Origin of the sequence: Exiguobacterium sp. s141, from assembly GCF_018618085.1 — a bacterium.
Lineage (GTDB): Bacteria > Bacillota > Bacilli > Exiguobacteriales > Exiguobacteriaceae > Exiguobacterium > Exiguobacterium mexicanum_A.
Window position 1 is genome coordinate 1 of record NZ_JACSLJ010000002.1, and the last position, 20,229, is coordinate 20,229.

Consider the following 20,229-nt stretch of genomic DNA (forward strand, 5'->3'; position numbering starts at 1 on the left):
CCTCATCTGAAGGCTCGGACAAAACAGAAATGGCCTGCGTCCGCACGGGCACTTCAGAATCCCACCCATCCTGAAGGGATGGGCTTGCGACTTTAGCCGTGGGAGTGTCAAATGAGAATCGAGTCGGAACTGACCGAACGAGGTGACGTGCTCACGTTCGTTGATGATGCGGGTCGAATCCAACACGCGACATACTCGCTCGGAAACGGACTCTTCTTCAACAAGAATGGGCGGACGATGTTCAATCCGTGGAAGCTGATTCATGAGGATGAACTGTTTGAGTCATGGGGGAGTTACGGATGCCATACTTATCGAAAACAGCAATAAGGTCAGGGACAACTGTCCCTGACCTTATTTTAGCGATGAGCTTCTGTCCAAATGATGGCAGGATAGGCCCGATTGGCGAGTTCCGGGAACGGCCGCGGGGTATCGGCACCGAGCCAGATAGCCGTGATTGTCTCATCGGTCAAGCCGACGTACCACATGTCCTTATGCGAGTTCGTCGTACCGGTCTTGCCGCCGACATAAGGACGTTTGATTTGACCGGCATACCGTCCGGTCCCGTACGTCGTGACGGAAGACAACGCCTCGCGCATCGTCGTGACGGTCGATTTCGACCATACGGCTTGTTGCGTCACGCTTGGCGTGAGCGTTGGGGCTCCCGACTCGAAACGAATCTGTTTGATGGTTTGACCTGACACGTACACCCCTTGATTTAAGAAAGGGGTATAGGCGGCGGCGAGTTCTTTCGGTGACACGCCCTGAGTCAACCCGCCGAGCGCACTGGCCAGGCTGTTATCCGTTTTAGCGTCCCATTGGCTGAACATTAGGTCGGCCGTGGCGAACGCCGTTTCCTGGTCAATCGCGGTGAAGGCAGCGAGGGCCGGCGTGTTGTAAGAATATGCGACCGTATCGCGGAACGATACATCCCCGAGGACGCGATTGCCGCTGTTCGTCGGGCAATATGTTCCGTAACAGACCGGCCGGCCGTCAAGGATCGTATCGAGTTTCGCACCGGTCTCTTCGATGAAAGGGGCGAAGACGAGGACCGGCTTGATGGCCGACCCGGGTTGACGGAAAGCTTGCGTGGCCCGGTTGAATTCACCGCTCTGAGTCATTTCTGAATCAACGAGGGCGACGATCCGGCCTTTCGGCGTCAATTCAGCATAGCCGCCGTTTAAACCGTTCGGCAGTTTCGTCATCACTTGTTTTGCTTGTTGCTGTCGGGCGACAGACAGGTACGTGTCGATCGTCGCTTGATTCGTCGCCAAGTAGTCTCTGGCCGCGTCTTCATCGAGGTCGTAGCGTGAGCGGACGAGTCGGATCGCTTCTTTCATGACCGTATCCATATAATCGGGATAGCGGACGACGTGCTGGCGATAGGTCGCCTTCAGCTTCACACCGTGGTGCGTCTCGTAAGCTTGCTTCGATAGCACGCCGGCATCCCGCAGTTGAGTGAGGATGCGGTCCTTACGCTCATAAAATCCGGCTGAAGGTTGGAGCGGATCATAGAGGGATGGGTTGTTTGGTACGGTCAACAGGAAAGCGATTTGATTCCAATTTAAATCTACGAGCGGACGAGCGAAGTACGTATCGGCAGCTGCTTGGATACCATAAACGTTATGTCCAAAGAAAATGACATTACTGTAGGCGGTCATAATTTCTTTCTTACTATATTGTTTTTCCAGTGCTCGAGCGAGTAAAAGTTCTTTCACTTTACGTTCATATGTCCGTTCATGAGTCAAATACACGTTACGAGCCAGCTGCTGCGTGATCGTACTTCCCCCCTGTAATGACGATTCATTGGCGTTGTGAATGAACGCCCGGGCAATCCCGCCGAGATCGTACCCTGGGTGGGCGTTGAACTTACGATCTTCGATGACCATGATCGCCTCCCGGATATGGGCCGGCAAGCGGGCGACGGAGACGTCATCACGTCGGCCGCTCAAATAGAGCTGTTCTGTCCCGCCTTTATACGTCAATGTGACGGCATGCTTCGAAGCGAGCGGGGCCGCATCGACCGTCTTTTCGCCCCACATCAAAATCTGCTTCGTCTGTTCAATCTCCTCTTTCAACGCCCCGCTGATTGCCAGACCGGTGGCTAGCAAACCGGCAAAAAATAGTGTCCCAATCCACGCTCGCATCGTCTCACCTCTCTCTATATTCATTATATCGTCAGTCTTTCGATAAAATTCAAAATGTAAACGTTATCATATAATAATTTGAGCAGGAATACATTAGGAAGTAGAGAAAGAGGGTAATAGATGTTTATATTATAAATTTAGGAGGCTGTACTATGAAGCAAGAAATGGTTGCGATGCTCCTCGCAGGAGGAGAAGGGAAACGACTCGGGCCTCTCACACGGAAGACAGCGAAGCCTGCTGTCAACTTTGGAGGGAAGTACCGGATCATCGATTTTCCATTATCAAACTGTACCAATTCGGGAATCACGACGGTGGGCGTGTTAACACAATATGAACCGCTTGAATTGAACCGTTACCTAGGCATCGGGTCGGCCTGGGACTTGGACCGCCGCAATGGAGGCTTAGCCATCTTACCGCCATACCAAGCGCAGTCGGGGAAAAACTGGTACGAAGGTACGGCCAATGCGATTTATCGGAACTTGAGCTATATCGACGACTACGATCCGGAGTACGTGTTGATCCTATCGGGGGACCACATTTATAAGATGGATTATGAGAAGATGCTCGATTTCCATAAAGAGAAGCAAGCGGACGTCACGATTTCAGTTATGGAAGTCCCTTGGGACGAAGCACCGCGTTTCGGGATTTTGAACACGAGCGATGACCTTCGCATCAATGAGTTTGATGAGAAGCCGGAGAAACCGAAGAGCAACTTGGCTTCGATGGGGATTTATATCTTCAACTGGAAAGTGCTACGGGAGCACTTGATTCAAGATGCAGAAGACGAGACATCAAGCTTCGACTTCGGTAAAAACATCATTCCAAACACCCTCCTCGACGGTTTAAACGTGTTCGCGTATAAATTCAAAGGTTATTGGAAAGACGTCGGGACGATTCAATCGCTTTGGGAAGCCAACATGGATTTACTCGAAGAAGATCCACCGTTCGATCTATATGATCCGGACTTTAAAATCTACTCGGTCAACCCGAACCAGACGCCTCAGTTCATCGGCAAAGATGCCTGCGTCGAACAGTCGGTCATCAATGAAGGTTGCCGGATTGAGGGCGAAGTTCAACATTCAGTTTTGTTCTATGATGTGCGCGTCGGTGAAGGCTCGCTCGTCAAAGACTCGGTTATCATGCCTGGAGCACGAATCGGAAAAGATGTAACGATTCATAGAGCCATCGTCGCGAGCTGTGCCGTCATTGAGGACGGTGCGACGGTCGGTGAGCCGGGTGGTGAGATCGTTGTCATTGAACCACATGAAAATATCGAGAGCGGCACAGTCTTCAAACAACGTGCTTAATTTAAAAAAAGACCGACGCAAGGAGGCGTTACTGTTGACGAATGATTTGTTAGGGGTCATCAACTTAGGGACCGAAGAGGGCTTGTTTCCAGAATTTACGGGACATCGCAATTTAGCGGCTGTCCCGTTCTCTGGGCGTTATCGCCTGATTGATTTTACATTGACGAATATGATTACCCAAGGCATCAACCAAGTGGGTATTTTCACGCTCGATAAATATCGCTCGCTCATGGACCACTTGGGTTCAGGGAAAGAATGGGATTTGGACCGTTCGCAAGGTGGGCTACACATCTTCCCGCCGGCGCTCAAGCCTGACGGGGAAGCGTACCTCGGCGACTTGGCCAACTTCTCGATGCACCGTGAACACTTCGTACGTAGCAAACAGCCGTACGTCGTGATCACCGGATCAAACGTGTTGACGACGATCGACTTCCAAGACATGCTCGAGCATCATAAATCAATGGGTGCGGACATCACGCTCGGCTACGCCGCTCACGAACAAAAATGCGGCTATTGCCGCCCGATTCGTCTCGGCGAAAACGATCGTGTCGTCGGCATCGGCGAGCGCGGATACAGCCCGGACGATGAGTATACGTATACCGAGACGATCATCATGTCGAAAAACTTGTTCCTTCGTCTCGTCGACGAAGCGACATCAAGAGGCGAGTACGATTTGCTCGACGGCGTCATCCGTCCGCAGCTTCATCGTCTGCACGTACACGGCTACCACTATACTGGAAAAATGCAGGTGATTCATTCTGTCCTTTCATACTATAATGAAAGTATGCGCTTACTTCGTCAGGAAGGGATTATCTATGACTTTCCGCATATCTATACGAAGATTAAACATGAGCCGCCGACCCGTTATTTGAAAGGGTCGAAAGTGAATGAAGCGCTCGTTGCAAACGGCTGTAAAATCAGCGGAGAAGTTCAAAACAGCATTCTCTTCCGCGGTGTCGTCGTCAGTGAGCACGCCCGTGTCAAAAACTCAATCATTTTATCCAAGTCGATTATCGAAGAAGGCGCTGTCGTCGAGAACGCCATTTTAGATAAAGAAGTGGTCGTCAAACGAGGACAAGTCATTCGAGGTACGGTCGACGAACCGATCGTCATCGGAAAACGAACAACGGTTTAAAGGGGGGATATTATGAAAATATGGTATGTTGCTTCAGAAGCGGCACCGTTCATGAAAACGGGGGGGCTTGCCGATGTCATCGGCTCGCTCCCTCAAGCGGTGTCTGGCCTCGGTGAAGATGTGAGTGTCGTTATGCCGAAGTATGGCTCGATTGCTCAGGAATATGTGGATGAGATGGAATATCTATTCGACTTGATCGTACCGGTCGGATGGCGCAAGCAGTTTGGTGCCGTCCTGAAGCTTGTGCGCGATGGGGTCACGTTCTACTTTATCGATAACGAGTATTATTTCAAGCGGGAAGGCGTGCTCTACGGCCATTACGATGATGCCGAGCGGTTCGCATTTTTCTCTCGGGCCGTCCTTGAGATGATCGGGAAACTCGAAGCAGAGGATATCCCGGACGTGCTCCATTGTCACGACTGGCAAACGGGCGTCGTCCCGGCCTTTTTACGGATTCATTATCAACACCTGGAGGCGTACCAACGCATCCGTACGGTGTTCACCATCCATAACCTGCAATATCAAGGCATCTTCCCGGAAGCAGTCCTCGGTGAGCTGTTACAGTTCGGTCCGGAACACTTCACAGCAGAAGGGATTCAACATAACGGTCTCGTCAACTACATGAAGGCCGGAATCGTTCATTCCGATCAAATCACGACGGTCAGTCCGTCGTATCGCGACGAGATTATGGAACCGTACTACGGGGAAGGACTCGACGCGGCGCTTCGATACCGGTCAGTTGACGTCCGGGGCATCTTGAACGGCCTTGATTTAGCGACGAACGACCCGAGCACGGATAAGCGCATCGCGCAAACGTATGACCTCGATACGGTGAAGGAAGGGAAGCTCGTCAACAAGCGCGTCCTGCAAGAGCGGTTTGGTCTCGAAGTACGTGACGACATCATGTTGATTGGCTTTGTCAGTCGACTCGTCGAGCAAAAAGGGCTCGATTTGATCGAAGCCGTGAGTGAAGAGCTCGGAAACTTGGACTGTCAGTTCGTCTTCCTCGGATCGGGTCAACCCGAATACGAGGGCATCGTTCACGAGATGACGGCGACGCATCCAGGCAAGGTCGGGTCGTATATCGGCTTTGACATTGAACTCGCACACTTGATTTACGCGGGATCGGATGCATTCCTCATGCCGTCGCGCTTTGAGCCGTGCGGTCTGAGCCAACTTATCTCGATGCGCTATGGGACGCTCCCGATCGTCCGCGAGACGGGGGGGTTACGCGACACGGTCAAGCCGTATAATGAGTACACACAAGAGGGTACGGGATTTGGTTTCTTGAATTACAACGCCCACGAGATGCTCGCGACGATTGAGAAATCGATTCGTGTCTTCTACGACGACAACAATTGGAACGCCCTCGTCCATCAAGCAATGACTGCGGACTTTAGCTGGAAACAATCCGCGAAGCAATACCGTGAGTTGTATCACCTATTCGCATGACCGGAAGGAGTTTTACACACATATGTTTACAGATAAACAGAGCTTCGTCACTTCATTTCAAAAGAGATTCGTCGCATTAAACGGGAAGTCGTTTGATGAAGGGACCGAGCAGGAAGTGTATCAAACGTTGGCAACGATGGTGCGCGAACAGGCGATCCCGAAATGGATCAACACCCGCGACAAGCACGAAGAAAAACAGAGTAAACAAGTCATTTATTTCTCACTTGAATTTTTGCTCGGTCGTTTTCTGTATAACAATTTGCTCAGCATGGACGTCTTAGAAGTCGTGCAAGAGGGGTTAGACGAACTTGGTTTCAACTTCACCGACATCACGGAATATGAACCGGAACCGGGGCTTGGGAATGGCGGACTCGGTCGTTTGGCGGCATGTTTCCTTGATTCCCTCGCCGCGCTCAGCCTGCCTGGGCACGGGAACGGGATTCGTTACCGTTACGGCTTGTTCAAACAAAAGATCGTCGACGGCTATCAAGTCGAGTTGCCGGACAACTGGCTCCGTGATGGCAACATGTGGGAGACACGCCGGGCTGACCGGGCTGTCGACGTCAATTTCGGCGGTTGGATCGAGATGCGACAAATTGGGGACCGGCTTCGCGTCGTCCACCATCCGGATGAAGTCGTCCGAGCCGTGCCTTACGACATGCCGATCATCGGCTACAAAAACGATGTCGTCAATACGCTCCGTCTTTGGAACGCCGAGTCACCGTTTGATGACGAGGAGTACATGGAACGGACGAAAGGTTCGTACAAAGACTTGCTCAAATACAAGCAGTCGATTGCGACCATCTCTGAGTTCCTCTACCCGGACGACACGACATATGAAGGAAAAGTGTTGCGCTTGAAGCAACAGTACTTCTTCGTTTCGGCGGGCGTTCAGTCAATGATCGCGTCTTACTTACGTCATAATAAATCGTTGAAGCACTTGGGCGACCATTACGCCGTCCACATCAATGACACGCATCCGGTCGTGGCCATCCCCGAACTCATGCGGATTTTAATGGACGACCACGGTTACGGGTGGGATGAGGCGTGGCGTGTGACGAAGAGCGTCATGTCGTTCACGAACCACACGCTCCTCGCCGAGGCGCTCGAGAAGTGGCCGGTCGAGATGTATGAACGGTTATTGCCGCGCATCTATCAAATCATCACGGAAATCAATCGTCGCTTCTGTAAAGATGTGCTCGTCAACTATCCACATCTCGAGCCGCACATGGGCGAGATCGCGATCGTGTCGAACCAACACATCAACATGGCGAACCTTGCCGTCGTCGGCTCGCACTCGACGAACGGAGTCGCCCGCATCCATACAGATATCTTGAAACAACGTGAGATGCGTCATTTGTATGAGATGTTCCCGCTGCGCTTCAACAACAAGACGAACGGGATCACGCATCGTCGCTGGCTCCTCAAGTCAAATCCGCGACTCTCGAACTTGATTACCGATGCAATCGGTTCGTCATGGATCGAACACCCGAACGATCTTGAGAAGTTGATGGGTGTGTCAAAAGACGCGAGCTTCCAAGAACAGGTCATGAACGTGAAGCAACAGAACAAACTTGACCTCGCCGGCTACATTCAAGCAGAGACGGGCATCGCCGTCGACCCGGAGTCGATTTTTGACGTTCAAGTCAAGCGGCTCCACGCTTATAAACGTCAATTGATGGACGCGATGCATATCCACGCGCTCTATCAGAAGATTCAAGCGGACCCGACGTTCACGATGGTGCCACGGACATTCATCTTCGGTGCGAAGGCGGCGCCGGGCTACTATTACGCGAAAGAAGTCATTCGCTATATCAACGCGCTCGCGGCCATGATCAACAACGATAAGCGGGCGAGCCGCTTCATCAAGATTGTCTTCCTCGAGAACTACCGCGTCTCGATGGCGGAGCGAATCTTCCCAGGTTCGGATTTGAGTGAACAGATTTCGACGGCGAGCTACGAGGCGTCAGGTACCGGCAACATGAAGTTCATGATGAACGGTGCGCTCACGATCGGGACGCTCGACGGGGCCAATATCGAGATTCGCGATGCGGTCGGGGACGACCATATCTTCATCTTCGGATTGACACCGCAAGAAGTCATGAACTACAAGAAGTTCGGCGGTTATCATGCGGCCGACATCTATCATGCGAACACGGAAGTGCGTAACGTCGTCGATGCCCTCGTCAACGGAACGTTCGACAAGGTCGGAGAATACCAATTCCAAGCCATCTTCGACTCGCTTCTCGTCTATAATGATGATTTCCTCGTGTTGAAAGATTTCGCGTCTTACATGCAGGCGCAACGACGCGTCGACGAGGTGTTCTCGGACAAAGCACGCTGGGCCGAGAGTTCAATCGTCAACACGGCCAAATCGGGAATCTTCTCGAGTGACCGGACGATCACGGAATACGCGAACGCCGTCTGGAACATCAAACCGACGAGCGTGAAATAAAAAAAGCGATCCACCCGTTACGGGTGGACCGTGTTTTCTGGATAACTGATCCAATCAGAGTAAGACCCTGGGTACAGCCGGACGTCATCTTTACCGAGGGCGTGTAACGCCAAAATGTTCACGCAGGCGGTGACTCCGCTCCCGCAATAGAAAATGGGGTTGGGGACGTCGAGGACGTTGGCGTACAGCTCTCTCAAATCATGAAAATCTTGAAGCGTGCCGAGGTCGGTGACGGCTTCGGTATACGGACAAAGGACGGCGTTCGGGATATGGCCCGGTTTGCGATCAATCGGTTCATGGCTGCCGTCGTACCGGTCGGCCGTCCGTGAATCATAGAGCCCGCCCGTGACCGTGGCGGCACGGACGTCTTCGATCGTCGCAATCATCTCGTCTTGGAACGCTGGGACGTAATCTGAGGCGGGGTAGGACGGAACGTCCGTCGTCGTCTCGCCGCAGTAAGTGATGCCGGACTGAATCCCGCCCTCGAGCACGATGACACGCTCATGGCCGGCCCATTTGAATAACCACCAAGCACGGGCGGCATAAGGGAATCCGTCATCGTAAATGATGATCAAATCATCTTTTTGAATCCCGATCCGGCGAAGCGTCTCGGTCCATGCTTCTTTTGACGGCAGTGGATGGCGTCCGCCATGTTCGGAGACGGGACCAGATAAATCTTCCATCAAATCGAGGAAGACGGCGTTCGGGAGATGTCCCTGTCGATACACATACTTTCCGTATGAGGCGTCGTTTAATGAATAACGACAATCAATAAAGCGAATCGAGTCCGTATGGACGATGTGTTTCAATTCTTGGGCACGCATAGTTGGAAACATAGTATCACCTCGAAGTTTCGTTACTCCCATCGTATACAAGATGGAACAAATTGGCGAGTACTTCGATTGAATTTTTGAATGTCGAAAGGGGAACTGACCATGACATGGCAACAGACATATGACCGATGGAAACAACACGAGGCGCTCGAACCGCACTTGCGCGCCGAGCTTGAGGAAATGGAGCAAGACGAGACGTCGCTCGAAGACGCCTTTTATAAGACGCTCGAATTCGGGACGGGCGGTATGCGCGGGGAAATCGGACCAGGTGCGAACCGGATGAACATGTATACGATTCGTAAGGCATCGCAAGGATTCGCGGACTTTATCGCTGCCTCAGGCGAAGAAGCGAAACGTCACGGCGTTGTCATCGCCCACGACTCACGTCACTTCTCGCCGGAGTTCGCGCTCGAAGCGGCGCGTACGCTCGCTTCGAATGGGATTAAGACATACTTGTTCCCAAGCCTGCGGGCCACACCAGAGTTGTCGTTCGCCGTCAGACATTTAAACGCATTTGGAGGCATCGTCATCACGGCGAGCCACAACCCGCCAGAATATAACGGCTTCAAAGTGTACGGCGCCGACGGCGGACAGTTGCCGCCGGCTGAGGCCGATGAGCTCGTCTCGTACGTCAACGCGATCGAAGACGAATTAAAGATCGAAGTCCAAGATGAAGCCCCACTCCGCGCCGACGGCACGCTCGTTACCGTCGATGCGTCGGTCGATGCGGCTTATATGGAGGCCCTTCAATCGATTCGCATTCATACGGATGTGCAAGGAGACCCGCTTAAAATCGTCTACTCGCCACTCCACGGGACGGGACGTCGCCCGGTCATGGAAGGGTTGAAGGCGTATGGATTTGAACATGTCACCATCGTCGAGGAGCAGGCCGAGCCAGACGGGTCGTTCCCGACGGTCAGTTATCCGAACCCGGAAGAACGGGCCGCGTTTGAGCTCGCGATGCAGTACGGCGACCGCGTCGGCGCCGACTTGCTCATGGCGACGGATCCGGACGCCGACCGTGTCGGCTTCACGGTCCGTGACCGCAACGGCGAATGGTTCGTCTTGACGGGGAACCAGACCGGGGCGCTCCTCATGGATTACATTCTGTCTCAGAAAGTCGAGACGGGGACGCTTCCGACGAACGGTTTCGTCGCGAAGACGATCGTCACGTCTGAACTTGGCGCGGCCATCGCCAAGGCGTATGGGGTTCACCTCGAGAATACGCTCACCGGCTTTAAGTTCATCGGTGAGAAGATCAAACAATATGAAGAATCTGGTGAATATACGTTCTTGTTCGGCTACGAAGAGAGCTACGGGTATTTGATTGGAGACTTCTGCCGTGACAAAGATGCCGTCCAGGCGTGCTTGCTCGGCGCAGAAATGGCGGCTTTCCATAAACAGCAGGGACGCACGTTGTACGATGCCCTCCAAGCCGTCTATGAGAAGTATGGCTTCTACGAGGAGTCGCTCCAATCGATGACGTTGAAAGGGAAAGCCGGTCTCGAACAAATCGGTCGAATGATGGAGGCGTTCCGCGCCAATCCGCCACAAGAAGTCGGCGGCTACGAAGTCGTCCGCTTTGAAGACTATAAGCAACAAGTCGCGACGAACTTGCGTCAAGGAGAGACGGAAGCAATCGAGTTGCCGTCGTCGAACGTACTCAAGTTCATCTTCGAGGATGGCTCATGGTTCTGCCTGCGTCCGTCTGGAACGGAGCCAAAAATCAAGTTCTACTTAAGCGTCCACGCCGATAGCGCGGAGAAAACGACAGTGAAACGGGAAGCGATTGAACGCGATGTCATGAAGCAAGCGAAAGCAATCGATTAATCGACGACACCGCCCTGACGAGGGTGGTGTCTTTTGTTTGACAAGATATGCCCCCGTCAGTATGATGAGTGTATTGTTCATAACCATGTAATCATATACGGATTATCAGGAAGGCGGAAATTACCATGAAAAAATCATTAACAGCAGTACTTGCAATCGGAGCATCGTTCGGGGTGCTCGCGGCTTGCGGGACAGAGACAGACAGCGGCTCAGAAGAAGCCGTCATCACAGTCGGGACAGAAGCGACGTACCCGCCATTCACGTACAAAGACAAAGGTGAAATCACAGGGTATGACATCGACGTATTGAACGAAGCGGCCGAGCGTGCCGGTTACACGGTCGAATACGAGCCGATGGACTTCAAAGGACTCGTACCGGCCCTCGACGCAGAACGCATCGACATGATTGCCAACCAAATGAGTATCACGCCAGAACGTGAAGAGAAATACGCGTTCTCAACTCCGTACGCGGTATCAGGTGCGCAAGTCATCGTCGCTTCGGACAACGAAGACATTCAAGGCATCGATGACCTCGACGGCAAAGTCGTCGGCTCGACACAAGGATCGGTCTACGCCAAGCTCGCTGAAGAAGCCGGTGCTGAAGTCAAGTTCTACAAAGGCGCGAACCAAGTGCTCCAAGACCTTCAAGTCGGACGTCTTGACGCAGCGCTCAACGACCGTCTCTTCATCTTGACGGAGCTAGAGAAGACAGGTTACGACGTGAAAGCGGTCGGTGACGTCTTCAACAAGAGCGAAGCCGGCTTCATGACACGTCAAGACTCGGACGTGCTCGAAGGCTTGAACGAGGCGCTCGCTGAAATGCAAGAAGACGGCACGATGGCTGAGATCGGTGAGAAGTACTTCGGTGAGGACATCAGTCAATGAGTGAACTGATCACGACCGTCATCGAGAACCGTTCGGCCTATATCGAAGCCGTACAATTGACGTTGATCGCCAGTATCCTGTCGATTCTCCTCGCCTTGGTGCTCGGTCTGATCATCGCTGTCTTACACAGCAGCCCTGTCAAAGTCGTTCGTTTGTTCACGCGCACGTATATCTCGTTCTTCCGGGGCACGCCGCTCTTGTTGCAACTTCTCATCTTGTACGTCGGTTTGACCGGATTCGTTCAGTTGAGCGGGATGCAGGCGCTCATCTTCGGGTTAGGCCTTCACTTCGCGGCCTATATCTCGGAAGCGTTCCGGGCGGCGATCAATTCGGTCGACCAAGGACAAGTCGAGGCGAGTGTCGCCCTCGGCATCCCGCGTGCGAAGCGCTTCAAGGATATCATCTTCCCCCAGGCGCTATCGCGTGCGATCCCACCGGTGTCCAACTCGGTCATCGATATTATCAAATCGACGTCGCTCGGTTCGGTCATCGCCGTCCAAGAGTTGACGTACGTGTCGGACCAAATTGCCGCGACGACGTATCTCGTCATGCCGCTCCTCTTGTTCTCGGCATCGATCTATTGGATCTTGTCGACGCTCATCCAGGCGGGGCAGCATCGTCTCGAACGTCGGTATGCGATTCGCTGACACAAAGAAATCCCTTCGATTGCAACCAATCGAAGGGATTTTTGTATTAACGGATGACTTGTTCTGTTTCCGTGTCGAAGAAGTGAGCTTTCGTCATATCGAGTGCGAGTGTGACGTCATCACCCATGTGGATGTTCGAACGTCCATCGATGCGAGCCGTGAACTGGTGGCCGCCAAGTTCAGCGTACAAGTATGACTCAGCGCCCATGAGCTCGGCGACGTCGATATGTGTGCGGAACGTGTGCGTCGTTGGTGAGTCGATGTAGATCGGCTCATCGTGGATCGATTCTGGACGGATTCCGAGAACGAGCTCTTTACCGACGTAACCGCGGTCACGAAGACCTTTCATTTTGCCTTCAGGGACGTTGATTTCTTCACCACCGACGAGGAACTTCCCATCAGCCAATTTACCGCGGAAGAAGTTCATTGAAGGTGATCCGATGAAGCCGGCTACGAAGATGTTGTCCGGGTTTTCATATACTTCTTTCGGCGAACCGACTTGTTGGATGATTCCGTCTTTCATGATAACGATGCGAGTCGCGAGTGTCATCGCTTCCGTTTGGTCATGGGTAACGTAAATCGTCGTCGTGTCGAGACGGTTGTGCAATTGGATGATTTCTTTACGCATCTGAACGCGAAGCTTGGCATCCAAGTTTGAGAGCGGCTCATCCATCAAGAACACTTTGGCATCACGGACGATGGCACGGCCGATGGCGACACGTTGACGCTGACCACCAGAGAGTGCTTTCGGCTTACGTTGAAGGTATTCTTCAAGTCCGAGGATACGGGCCGCATCTTGGACGCGACGATCGATTTCATCTTTCGGGAACTTGCGAAGTTTCAAACCGAACGCCATGTTGTCATACACACTCATGTGCGGGTAAAGGGCATAGTTTTGGAAGACCATCGCGATGTCGCGGTCTTTCGGTGCGACGTCGTTCATGCGCTTTCCATCGATGATGAAGTCCCCGCTCGAGATTTCTTCGAGTCCGGCGATCATACGGAGTGTCGTCGATTTACCGCAACCTGAAGGTCCGACGAAGACGATGAACTCGCGGTCCTTGATGTGCAAGTTAAAATCGCTGACTGCCTTTGAGTCGCCACCTTCGTATATTTTATCAATGTGGTTCAATTGAATTTCTGCCATGTCGTTAGCCTCCTGGGAATCTGCTCTTGTATAATAGCGCTTACAAGATTGATTATACGGTGAAACCGCTTGCATTGTATATGTACACGTTGCACAAAAACGCTTACTCAGATTTGTGCAACGTGACAATGAGTTGAAGCAAACTCGCATCATAGAATTGGCGGGCATCGTATCCAGTCAGTTCGTACAGCCGATCGAGCCGATAATTGAGCGTATTTCGATGCATGAACAGTGCTTTAGCCGTATGGGATACGTTTAAAGAGTGGGCGAATAATGCCTCTAACAGCTCGATGTTCGTCTTGTCGAGCGTCGTATATACGGCCTCGATCAATTGGAGACGTTCGGCAAAAGTCTCATGGTCTTCTAGCAAGTAATGGTATAATAGTTGACTAGCAGGGTAAGCTTTAGTAGAGAGTCTCGCGAACGGGCGCAGCGTTTGATGTTGTTGGTACAGTGTCCCTAACACACCGAGCGGTCGCTCGCTATAGATGACATGGGCCTCAACGTAGCAATCGCTCGCCACGGCCCGTAACACGTCCTCGAACTCGGACAAATCGACGAGTTGATTCATCTCGATGATTTCCACGTGATGTCGCGTCATGACGACGATTTCCGCTTCAGGCATGAAATCGTGCAATATCTCTAAAAATTGCTCGAGCGATTCCGGCTCTTGATAATGGAGCGACAGCGACAACAACCGAAATGGCTGGGTAATCCGATACGAATCTGTGAGCAAGCGGTCTTGCCATTTCTCTTGACGCGGATCACGCGTCGTCACAAACGGTGTCGCCGACCATTCAAGGAGCTGTCGTTCACGCTCGCTCAATTCCATTTTGGGTAGTCCAAACACGGTCCCATCGTGTGCTTGGTACCAGATGTAGTCTCCGGATGCATCTTCCGACCGATGGACAACGGTCGGGAAAATCGATTTAATACGATCATACGTAGTCAATACAATCACCTCTTCAAACAATGTATCATATTTCAGAACGGAGGCAGGCAGTTTGGACAGTCTACTAAAAATATTCATCATGATCGCCATCGGGGCGACAATCGGGGGAGTCACGAACTTTCTCGCTATCAAAATGTTGTTTCGGCCCCATCATCCTAAATACATCGGGAAGATGAGAGTTCCGTTCACCCCAGGGTTGATCCCGAAACGTCGCGACGAATTGGCAACTAGCCTCGGGAAGACGGTCGTCAAGCACTTGTTGACGCCTGAAGGGATGCGTAAGCGCCTGCTCGATGAACAAGTCGGTAGTCATATTACCCACTTCGTGCAAGGTGAGGTTCGGACGATGCTTCGTTCAGACAAGACGATTCGTTCGCTCATCGAACCGCTCTATCCCGATGCGGAGACACGTGTGTTGGGAAAAGCGGATACGAAGCTCCGTCAAGAGCTCCGACTTGTCCTTGCGGATGTGAAGTCGCGTCAACTATATGAGCTTCTCGGTGAAGACGGGATGGACCGTGTCCGCGGCATCATCCCCGAAATCGTGGACGCCCTGCTCGTCAAGTCAGAAGAATACTTTTATTCGGCTGAAGGCGAGGCGCAACTTCGGCACATGGTCGACTCGTTCGTCCAACGTCGGCTTGGTTTCATCGCCGGGTTCGTTCAAAACTTGAATTTCGTCGAAATGATTCGTCCGGAGATTATCAATATCTTGCGAGGTGGCTCGACTCGGTCTGGCATGGCGACGATGATCACGCGCGAATTCGAGCGGTTCAGTGAACGCTCGGTCGATACACTGCTCGACGACCGATTAGAGGAACGGTTGATTGACGGTGTGACGACGGAAGTCGTCTCGCGTCTCCCGGTTGGGGAACTGCTCGATCGGACCGTCCACTCCTATACGCGGGACGTCGAAGACCGTGTCATCGAAGAACTCGTGCCGAACGGCGTGAGGCTCGTCATCACGCGTTTCACGGATCAAATGGAGACGGTCATGGATCGCCTGAAAATCGATCAAATCGTTCAAGAGCAAGTGAGCTCGCTCGATACCTCGTACCTCGAAGAGATCGTCCTTTCGATCTCAAAACGAGAGTTCCGGGCAATAACATGGCTTGGCGCCTTATTAGGTGGTATGATTGGATTGATTCAAGGGTTGATTGCCATCGTTTGATCGGCACGCCCTAATAGTTTTTAGGAGGACGTCACATGTCACAATCAAACTTGTACGATCATGCTTACCAATTGGAAAAAGCACTTCGCGATTCTGAGGAGTTCACAAATCTCTCTTCACTATACGACCGTGTCAATGCGGATGCAGAAGCGAACCAGTTATTCGCTGACTTCCGTGATATCCAAATGACGCTTCAACAGAAGCAAATGCAAGGCGAAGAAATCTCTGAACAAGAGATGATGGATGCGCAGACAAAAATGATGGGCGTTCAACAAAACGAATTGATCATGGAGCTCATGCAAGAAGAGCAACGCATGCATCAACTGGTCACAGAAGTGACGAAAATCATCATGAAGCCACTTGAAGAGCTCTACGCTCCGATGGTGAATGATAACGAAGTTCAATAACAGTGAAGCGGATGGCAATCGAGCCATCCGCTTTTTTGTTGCCTAGATTGTCACCCAATTCATGATAGCGCTTACATAAAGCGTGGTATATTCTATTTGTAGGTCATTTCACAAGAAAGGGTGGACGTCATGGTCACCTTGGTGATTTTAGCCGTCATGATCATCGGTTTTATCGGAGGTTGGCTTCGGGCCGACTTGGTCGCGCTGATTGGTCTCCTCTTGCTCGTTTTGACAAATCAACTGACACCGGTCGAAGCGATGGCCGGTTTTTCGAATTCGGTCGTGCTCATGATCGCCGGACTGTTCATTGTCGGTGCCGGGTTGTTTCACACCGGACTCGCCGAACGGTTAGGGGCCGCTCTCATCCCGTACGCGAAAGGGAGTGAAGTACGTCTCTTTCTCGTCCTCATGGTCACCGTGACGTTTCTGTCGAGCCTGATGTCGAACACGGGAACGGTCGCTTTGTTGATTCCGGTCGTGCTCGCCATGTCAAGGCAGATGGGGACGAGCCCGGCGAAATTGCTCATGCCGCTCGCCTTTTTCTCAAGCATCGGTGGGACGATGACACTTATCGGAACGCCGCCGAACCTAGTCGCCGCGGAGACGCTTCGAGGGGCGGGGGGAACGCTTGGATTTTTTGCGCTCTTGCCGATCGGTCTCGTCGTGGCTGTGGTCGGACTGTTATATTTCTATGTCGTTGGGAACCGTCTGCTCGGGGCGGGGGATGTCCGTTCGTCGGCGGCTCATCCGTTGATGATACCGCAAGTAGCCGTCTACGCGCTGTCCATCACGAAAGAACATCGCCTCGTCGGTCAGACGCTTAGTGACGTCAAGTGGTCACGAGACGGCCTGGTCGTCGTCGGCGAACACCGAAAAGGAGTGGTTCATCGGTTTATCACGGCCCGAGCCGACACGGTGCTTACGGAAGGGCGTGTCCTCGTCAGTGGTGATGAGACGGATGTCCACCGCATCGCCCGACAAGAAGGATTGGTCGTCAAGCCGGTTAACGTCAAAGATGTCTACGGCAAAGAGTCGGGCGTCGCCGTTTTCACGATTCCGACCGACAGCCCGCTCGTCGGCCGCTGTTTGTCCGAAAGCCGGTTGCGCAATGAGTATCGATTGAACGTGCTTCAAGTCGTACGCCCGAACGAGGAGATCGCCATCACCCGATTGAAAGATGTGCCGCTCGAACGAGGCGACATGCTTGTCGCCCAAGGGGAGTGGGCCGACTTAGAGCGGGTCGGAAACGAGACGCACCTCTTGCTTGCCAATGAGCACGTGACCGACGTGGCTAATCGGGCCGTATCCGAACGTCATCAACTAGCAGCGGGATTGATCATGCTCGGAATGGTCACGCTCCTCGTGTTCGAGTGGGTCGACCCGACGGTAGCGGTATGGCTCGCGGCGCTCGCCATGGTGCTCACCGGAGCCGTCCGCCAAATGGACGTCGCGTATCAATCGATTCAATGGTCCTCGCTTCTTTTGATCGCAGCGATGATCCCGGTCGGCCAAGCGCTCGACAATGCTGGGATCATGACGTGGCTCGTCACATGGATCAGTGAGTCGTTCGGGCAGGCTGGTCCGGTCTGGGTGCTCGTTGCGCTCTTCGTCGCGACGATGGTGCTGAGTCAAATCATCTCGAACACGGCGACGGCCGTCTTATTCGCTCCGCTCGCACTGTCGCTCGCCTCGGCACTCCAAGTCAGTCCCGTCCCGCTCGTCGTCGCCGTCGCCATCGCGGCCTCGCTCGCGTTCATGACACCATTCGGGTCACCGACGAACGCGATGGTGTTCGGCATCGGCGGCTATCGCTTCTTCGATTTTGTCAAAGTCGGCTTGCCGCTTCAGGTCGTGACGGCGGTCATCGCCATCTTCACGATTTTGTTCATCTTCCCGTTTTGAAGGAAATGTTGTTTGCTCTGCCGAATGTGTAAAAAAATGCTAAACGGTGAGGTGAGAGATGATGTGGAAACGAGTTGGGATGATTTTGGCTGTGTTCTTGCTGGCGGCCTGCTCGAATGAGAGCGAACAGCCGGCACCGACGCTCGGGGCGGACGCCAAAGTGGCCAAGGCGTACTTAGAGGAGCAAGGCTATGACGTCGTCTCTTATAAAGGGAATAGAACGTTGAGCTTTGAAAAGGCAGACCTGCTTGAGTTGCCAACGCAAAGTACGTGGCAAGTCCAGATGACGCCGCCGGATGACTATATTGGACGTGACATTCGACATGAGAACTTCATCGTCCGCAACCATCCGCTCGATGAAGTCGCAGAACTCGGCCAGACGAACGTCTCGGTCATGATGGTGGACGGCGAGATCATCGGCGGGACGTCATATCCGGATTCGGCCGAGCCGCTTACCGGAGCGAGCTATTCACTCGATGGGAAGACGGCGGAAGAGCTGCATCCCGATTACATGGAGTGGCGCAGCGAGTGGGAAGCCAAATATAGCGAATGAACAAGCGCCTCGGGATTCCCGAGGCGCTTCTATTATGAGGCCGTGCCTTTCAGTTTTCCTGGCAGTTTACAGCGCTCGAAGTAGATGAGTTGACCGCGACGTGCGATGCGGGCCCCTTTATGGAGGTGCCCGGCTTCCTCGAGCATCGCGAGCCCTTTCGCTTTCGCCTCGTCATCGCTTGCCGCGGTAAATGAATCGTTCAAGACGACCGTGCCGTCGTTCTCGAACGCTGTGATCGTATACTGTTCCATCCGTTCGCCCCCTTTGCTTCCATTGTACTGAATGACTATTCATTCTTCAAGCGAAGGTTTCGTCAGCTCCTCGAACGTGAGCTGACGGGCCGTTTCGGTACGCGGAATCAACTCTGAGACCGTCATCCCGATCAAGCGGACCGGTTCGGTGATCGCCATCTCGTCGAACAGACGGCGGGCGAGCCGTTTAATCTCGTCATGGTCGTGCGTCGGATGGTTCAATTTGATTTGATGGCTCCGGGCCTGGAACTCGCTCGTCTTGATTTTGATTGTCACCGTCTGACAGCTGAGCTCACGGCGGTCGAGCTGATGGAGCACGTCTTCGATTTCCGGGATGACGCGTTCGTACACTTCTTCCGGGTCGTCGAGGTCGAACGCGAACGTCGTCTCGGAGCCGATCGATTTTCGTTCCCGGGTCGGGACGACGGGGCGGCTATCCCGACCGTGGGCGAGCTCATATAACTGATTTCCCCGGTCGTGGCCGAAGATGGCCTTCAACTGCTCGGGGCGGGTGCCCTGCAAATCGGCGATCGTATGGTAGTCGTGCTTGAACAACGTCTGCGCGGTCACTTTGCCGACCCCGTGCATCGTCGTGATCGGGAGCGGGGCGAGGAACGCCTCGACGTCATCCGCCTCGACGACCGTCAGTCCGTTCGGTTTGTTGAATCCTGAGGCGATTTTGGCGACAAACTTCGACGGGGCGACCCCGGCCGAAGCGGTCAGTCCGGTCCGGCGTTTGATTTCCCCAAGGATGTAACGCGCGATATAAGGGCCGGACGTGCTCATGAGCGTATTCTCCGTCACGTCCAAGTACGCCTCGTCGAGCGAGAGCGGTTCGACGAGCGGCGTGATCGATTTGAAAATGGCCATCACTTGTTGGCTGACGTGCCGATAGACGTGAAACCGCGGTTTGACGAACGTCGCCTGCGGACAGAGTGCGAACGCCCGCCGTGACGACATGGCGCTGTGCACGCCGTATTTTCTCGCCTCATAAGAACAAGTGGCGACCACCCCACGGCTGTGAGGGGCGCCACCGACGATGACCGGTTTATCGCGCAAGTCAGGGCGGTCGCGTTGTTCGACCGAGGCGTAAAACGCGTCCATATCAACATGGATGATCAATCGTTCCATGAACATCACCTTTCTGTATCATCTGCTC

General features: G+C 53.2%; 18 protein-coding genes. 12 read left to right on the top strand and 6 right to left on the bottom strand.

What is annotated here, in order from left to right; genetic code table 11:
- Nucleotides 1–111 precede the first annotated feature (111 nt).
- The gene (locus KNP74_RS04560; protein WP_214763619.1) at nt 112–327 is read left to right on the top strand and encodes a hypothetical protein; all 216 of its coding nucleotides are present in this window, start codon (nt 112–114) and stop codon (nt 325–327) included.
- A gap of 29 nt (nt 328–356) precedes the next feature.
- Here the strand turns inward: KNP74_RS04560 and KNP74_RS04565 are convergent, their stop codons facing one another.
- Nucleotides 357–2,144 carry a transglycosylase domain-containing protein gene (locus tag KNP74_RS04565; RefSeq protein WP_251126447.1) on the bottom strand — a complete coding sequence of 596 codons (1,788 nt, stop codon included), beginning with the start codon at nt 2,142–2,144 and terminating at the stop codon, nt 357–359.
- 152 nt (nt 2,145–2,296) lie between these two features.
- Between KNP74_RS04565 and KNP74_RS04570 the strand changes: the two genes are divergently transcribed.
- From KNP74_RS04570 to KNP74_RS04585, 4 genes are read left to right on the top strand one after another with little or no spacing between them, the layout of a single operon-like run.
- Nucleotides 2,297–3,451, top strand: coding sequence for a glucose-1-phosphate adenylyltransferase (locus tag KNP74_RS04570; RefSeq protein ID WP_214763622.1), 1,155 nt, complete (start codon nt 2,297–2,299; stop codon nt 3,449–3,451).
- Between the two features lie 34 nt (nt 3,452–3,485).
- Nucleotides 3,486–4,586, top strand: a complete 1,101-nt coding sequence (gene glgD / locus KNP74_RS04575) for a glucose-1-phosphate adenylyltransferase subunit GlgD (RefSeq protein WP_214763623.1) — start codon at nt 3,486–3,488, stop codon at nt 4,584–4,586.
- 12 nt (nt 4,587–4,598) lie between these two features.
- Nucleotides 4,599–6,038: a glycogen synthase GlgA gene (glgA, locus tag KNP74_RS04580; RefSeq protein WP_214763624.1), complete on the top strand. Its 1,440-nt coding sequence runs from the start codon at nt 4,599–4,601 to the stop codon at nt 6,036–6,038.
- A gap of 22 nt (nt 6,039–6,060) precedes the next feature.
- Nucleotides 6,061–8,493, top strand: coding sequence for a glycogen/starch/alpha-glucan phosphorylase (locus KNP74_RS04585; RefSeq protein ID WP_214763626.1), 2,433 nt, complete (start codon nt 6,061–6,063; stop codon nt 8,491–8,493).
- A 17-nt stretch (nt 8,494–8,510) separates the two neighbouring features.
- Here the strand turns inward: KNP74_RS04585 and KNP74_RS04590 are convergent, their stop codons facing one another.
- On the bottom strand, nt 8,511–9,329 hold the full coding sequence (locus KNP74_RS04590) for a sulfurtransferase (RefSeq protein WP_052090077.1): 819 nt from the start codon (nt 9,327–9,329) through the stop codon (nt 8,511–8,513).
- Between the two features lie 99 nt (nt 9,330–9,428).
- Here KNP74_RS04590 and KNP74_RS04595 point away from each other — a divergent pair, with 99 nt between their 5' ends.
- The 3 genes from KNP74_RS04595 (at nt 9,429) to KNP74_RS04605 (ending at nt 12,687) form a co-directional block, all read left to right on the top strand.
- Nucleotides 9,429–11,156, top strand: a complete 1,728-nt coding sequence (locus KNP74_RS04595; protein WP_214763627.1) for a phospho-sugar mutase — start codon at nt 9,429–9,431, stop codon at nt 11,154–11,156.
- 125 nt (nt 11,157–11,281) lie between these two features.
- Nucleotides 11,282–12,040, top strand: coding sequence for a transporter substrate-binding domain-containing protein (locus KNP74_RS04600; protein WP_131472218.1), 759 nt, complete (start codon nt 11,282–11,284; stop codon nt 12,038–12,040).
- A complete protein-coding gene (locus KNP74_RS04605; RefSeq protein ID WP_131472220.1) occupies nt 12,037–12,687 on the top strand; it encodes an amino acid ABC transporter permease in 651 nt (216 codons plus the stop codon). The genes KNP74_RS04600 and KNP74_RS04605 overlap by 4 nt, the downstream gene beginning before the upstream one ends.
- Nucleotides 12,688–12,733: 46 nt before the next feature.
- On the opposite strand, the gene KNP74_RS04610 is transcribed toward KNP74_RS04605, so the two are convergent.
- Nucleotides 12,734–13,834 (bottom strand): ABC transporter ATP-binding protein, encoded by a 1,101-nt coding sequence (locus KNP74_RS04610; RefSeq protein ID WP_034776508.1) that lies wholly within the window; start codon nt 13,832–13,834, stop codon nt 12,734–12,736.
- Between the two features lie 103 nt (nt 13,835–13,937).
- Nucleotides 13,938–14,795, bottom strand: coding sequence for a PucR family transcriptional regulator (locus tag KNP74_RS04615; protein ID WP_371816318.1), 858 nt, complete (start codon nt 14,793–14,795; stop codon nt 13,938–13,940).
- 70 nt (nt 14,796–14,865) lie between these two features.
- On the opposite strand from KNP74_RS04615, the gene KNP74_RS04620 reads away from it, so the two are divergent.
- From KNP74_RS04620 to KNP74_RS04635, 4 genes are all read left to right on the top strand, one after another.
- A complete protein-coding gene (locus KNP74_RS04620) occupies nt 14,866–15,957 on the top strand; it encodes a DUF445 domain-containing protein (RefSeq protein WP_138860334.1) in 1,092 nt (363 codons plus the stop codon).
- A 35-nt stretch (nt 15,958–15,992) separates the two neighbouring features.
- Nucleotides 15,993–16,364: a YlbF/YmcA family competence regulator gene (locus KNP74_RS04625; RefSeq protein ID WP_034776512.1), complete on the top strand. Its 372-nt coding sequence runs from the start codon at nt 15,993–15,995 to the stop codon at nt 16,362–16,364.
- A gap of 129 nt (nt 16,365–16,493) precedes the next feature.
- Nucleotides 16,494–18,266, top strand: coding sequence for an SLC13 family permease (locus KNP74_RS04630; protein ID WP_251130099.1), 1,773 nt, complete (start codon nt 16,494–16,496; stop codon nt 18,264–18,266).
- A gap of 58 nt (nt 18,267–18,324) precedes the next feature.
- Nucleotides 18,325–18,819: a hypothetical protein gene (locus KNP74_RS04635; RefSeq protein WP_214763632.1), complete on the top strand. Its 495-nt coding sequence runs from the start codon at nt 18,325–18,327 to the stop codon at nt 18,817–18,819.
- Nucleotides 18,820–18,851: 32 nt separating this feature from the next.
- Here the strand turns inward: KNP74_RS04635 and KNP74_RS04640 are convergent, their stop codons facing one another.
- A complete protein-coding gene (locus KNP74_RS04640) occupies nt 18,852–19,070 on the bottom strand; it encodes a YhzD family protein (RefSeq protein WP_029595983.1) in 219 nt (72 codons plus the stop codon).
- Nucleotides 19,071–19,109: 39 nt separating this feature from the next.
- Nucleotides 19,110–20,201 (bottom strand): DNA polymerase IV, encoded by a 1,092-nt coding sequence (gene dinB, locus KNP74_RS04645; RefSeq protein WP_251126450.1) that lies wholly within the window; start codon nt 20,199–20,201, stop codon nt 19,110–19,112.
- Nucleotides 20,202–20,229: the final 28 nt, after the last annotated feature.

Bases quoted from the DNA above. Each gene is read 5' to 3' on its own strand.
- KNP74_RS04590 (WP_052090077.1), bottom strand. From the start codon at position 9,329: ATGTTTCCAACTATGCGTGCCCAAGAATTGAAACACATCGTCCATACG.
- KNP74_RS04565 (WP_251126447.1), bottom strand. From the start codon at position 2,144: ATGCGAGCGTGGATTGGGACACTATTTTTTGCCGGTTTGCTAGCCACC.
- glgA (WP_214763624.1), top strand. From the start codon at position 4,599: ATGAAAATATGGTATGTTGCTTCAGAAGCGGCACCGTTCATGAAAACG.
- KNP74_RS04605 (WP_131472220.1), top strand. From the start codon at position 12,037: ATGAGTGAACTGATCACGACCGTCATCGAGAACCGTTCGGCCTATATC.
- KNP74_RS04640 (WP_029595983.1), bottom strand. From the start codon at position 19,070: ATGGAACAGTATACGATCACAGCGTTCGAGAACGACGGCACGGTCGTC.
- KNP74_RS04625 (WP_034776512.1), top strand. From the start codon at position 15,993: ATGTCACAATCAAACTTGTACGATCATGCTTACCAATTGGAAAAAGCA.
- KNP74_RS04600 (WP_131472218.1), top strand. From the start codon at position 11,282: ATGAAAAAATCATTAACAGCAGTACTTGCAATCGGAGCATCGTTCGGG.
- KNP74_RS04635 (WP_214763632.1), top strand. From the start codon at position 18,325: ATGATGTGGAAACGAGTTGGGATGATTTTGGCTGTGTTCTTGCTGGCG.
- KNP74_RS04610 (WP_034776508.1), bottom strand. From the start codon at position 13,834: ATGGCAGAAATTCAATTGAACCACATTGATAAAATATACGAAGGTGGC.
- KNP74_RS04585 (WP_214763626.1), top strand. From the start codon at position 6,061: ATGTTTACAGATAAACAGAGCTTCGTCACTTCATTTCAAAAGAGATTC.
- KNP74_RS04620 (WP_138860334.1), top strand. From the start codon at position 14,866: ATGATCGCCATCGGGGCGACAATCGGGGGAGTCACGAACTTTCTCGCT.
- KNP74_RS04595 (WP_214763627.1), top strand. From the start codon at position 9,429: ATGACATGGCAACAGACATATGACCGATGGAAACAACACGAGGCGCTC.
- dinB (WP_251126450.1), bottom strand. From the start codon at position 20,201: ATGGAACGATTGATCATCCATGTTGATATGGACGCGTTTTACGCCTCG.
- KNP74_RS04570 (WP_214763622.1), top strand. From the start codon at position 2,297: ATGAAGCAAGAAATGGTTGCGATGCTCCTCGCAGGAGGAGAAGGGAAA.
- KNP74_RS04560 (WP_214763619.1), top strand. From the start codon at position 112: ATGAGAATCGAGTCGGAACTGACCGAACGAGGTGACGTGCTCACGTTC.
- KNP74_RS04630 (WP_251130099.1), top strand. From the start codon at position 16,494: ATGGTCACCTTGGTGATTTTAGCCGTCATGATCATCGGTTTTATCGGA.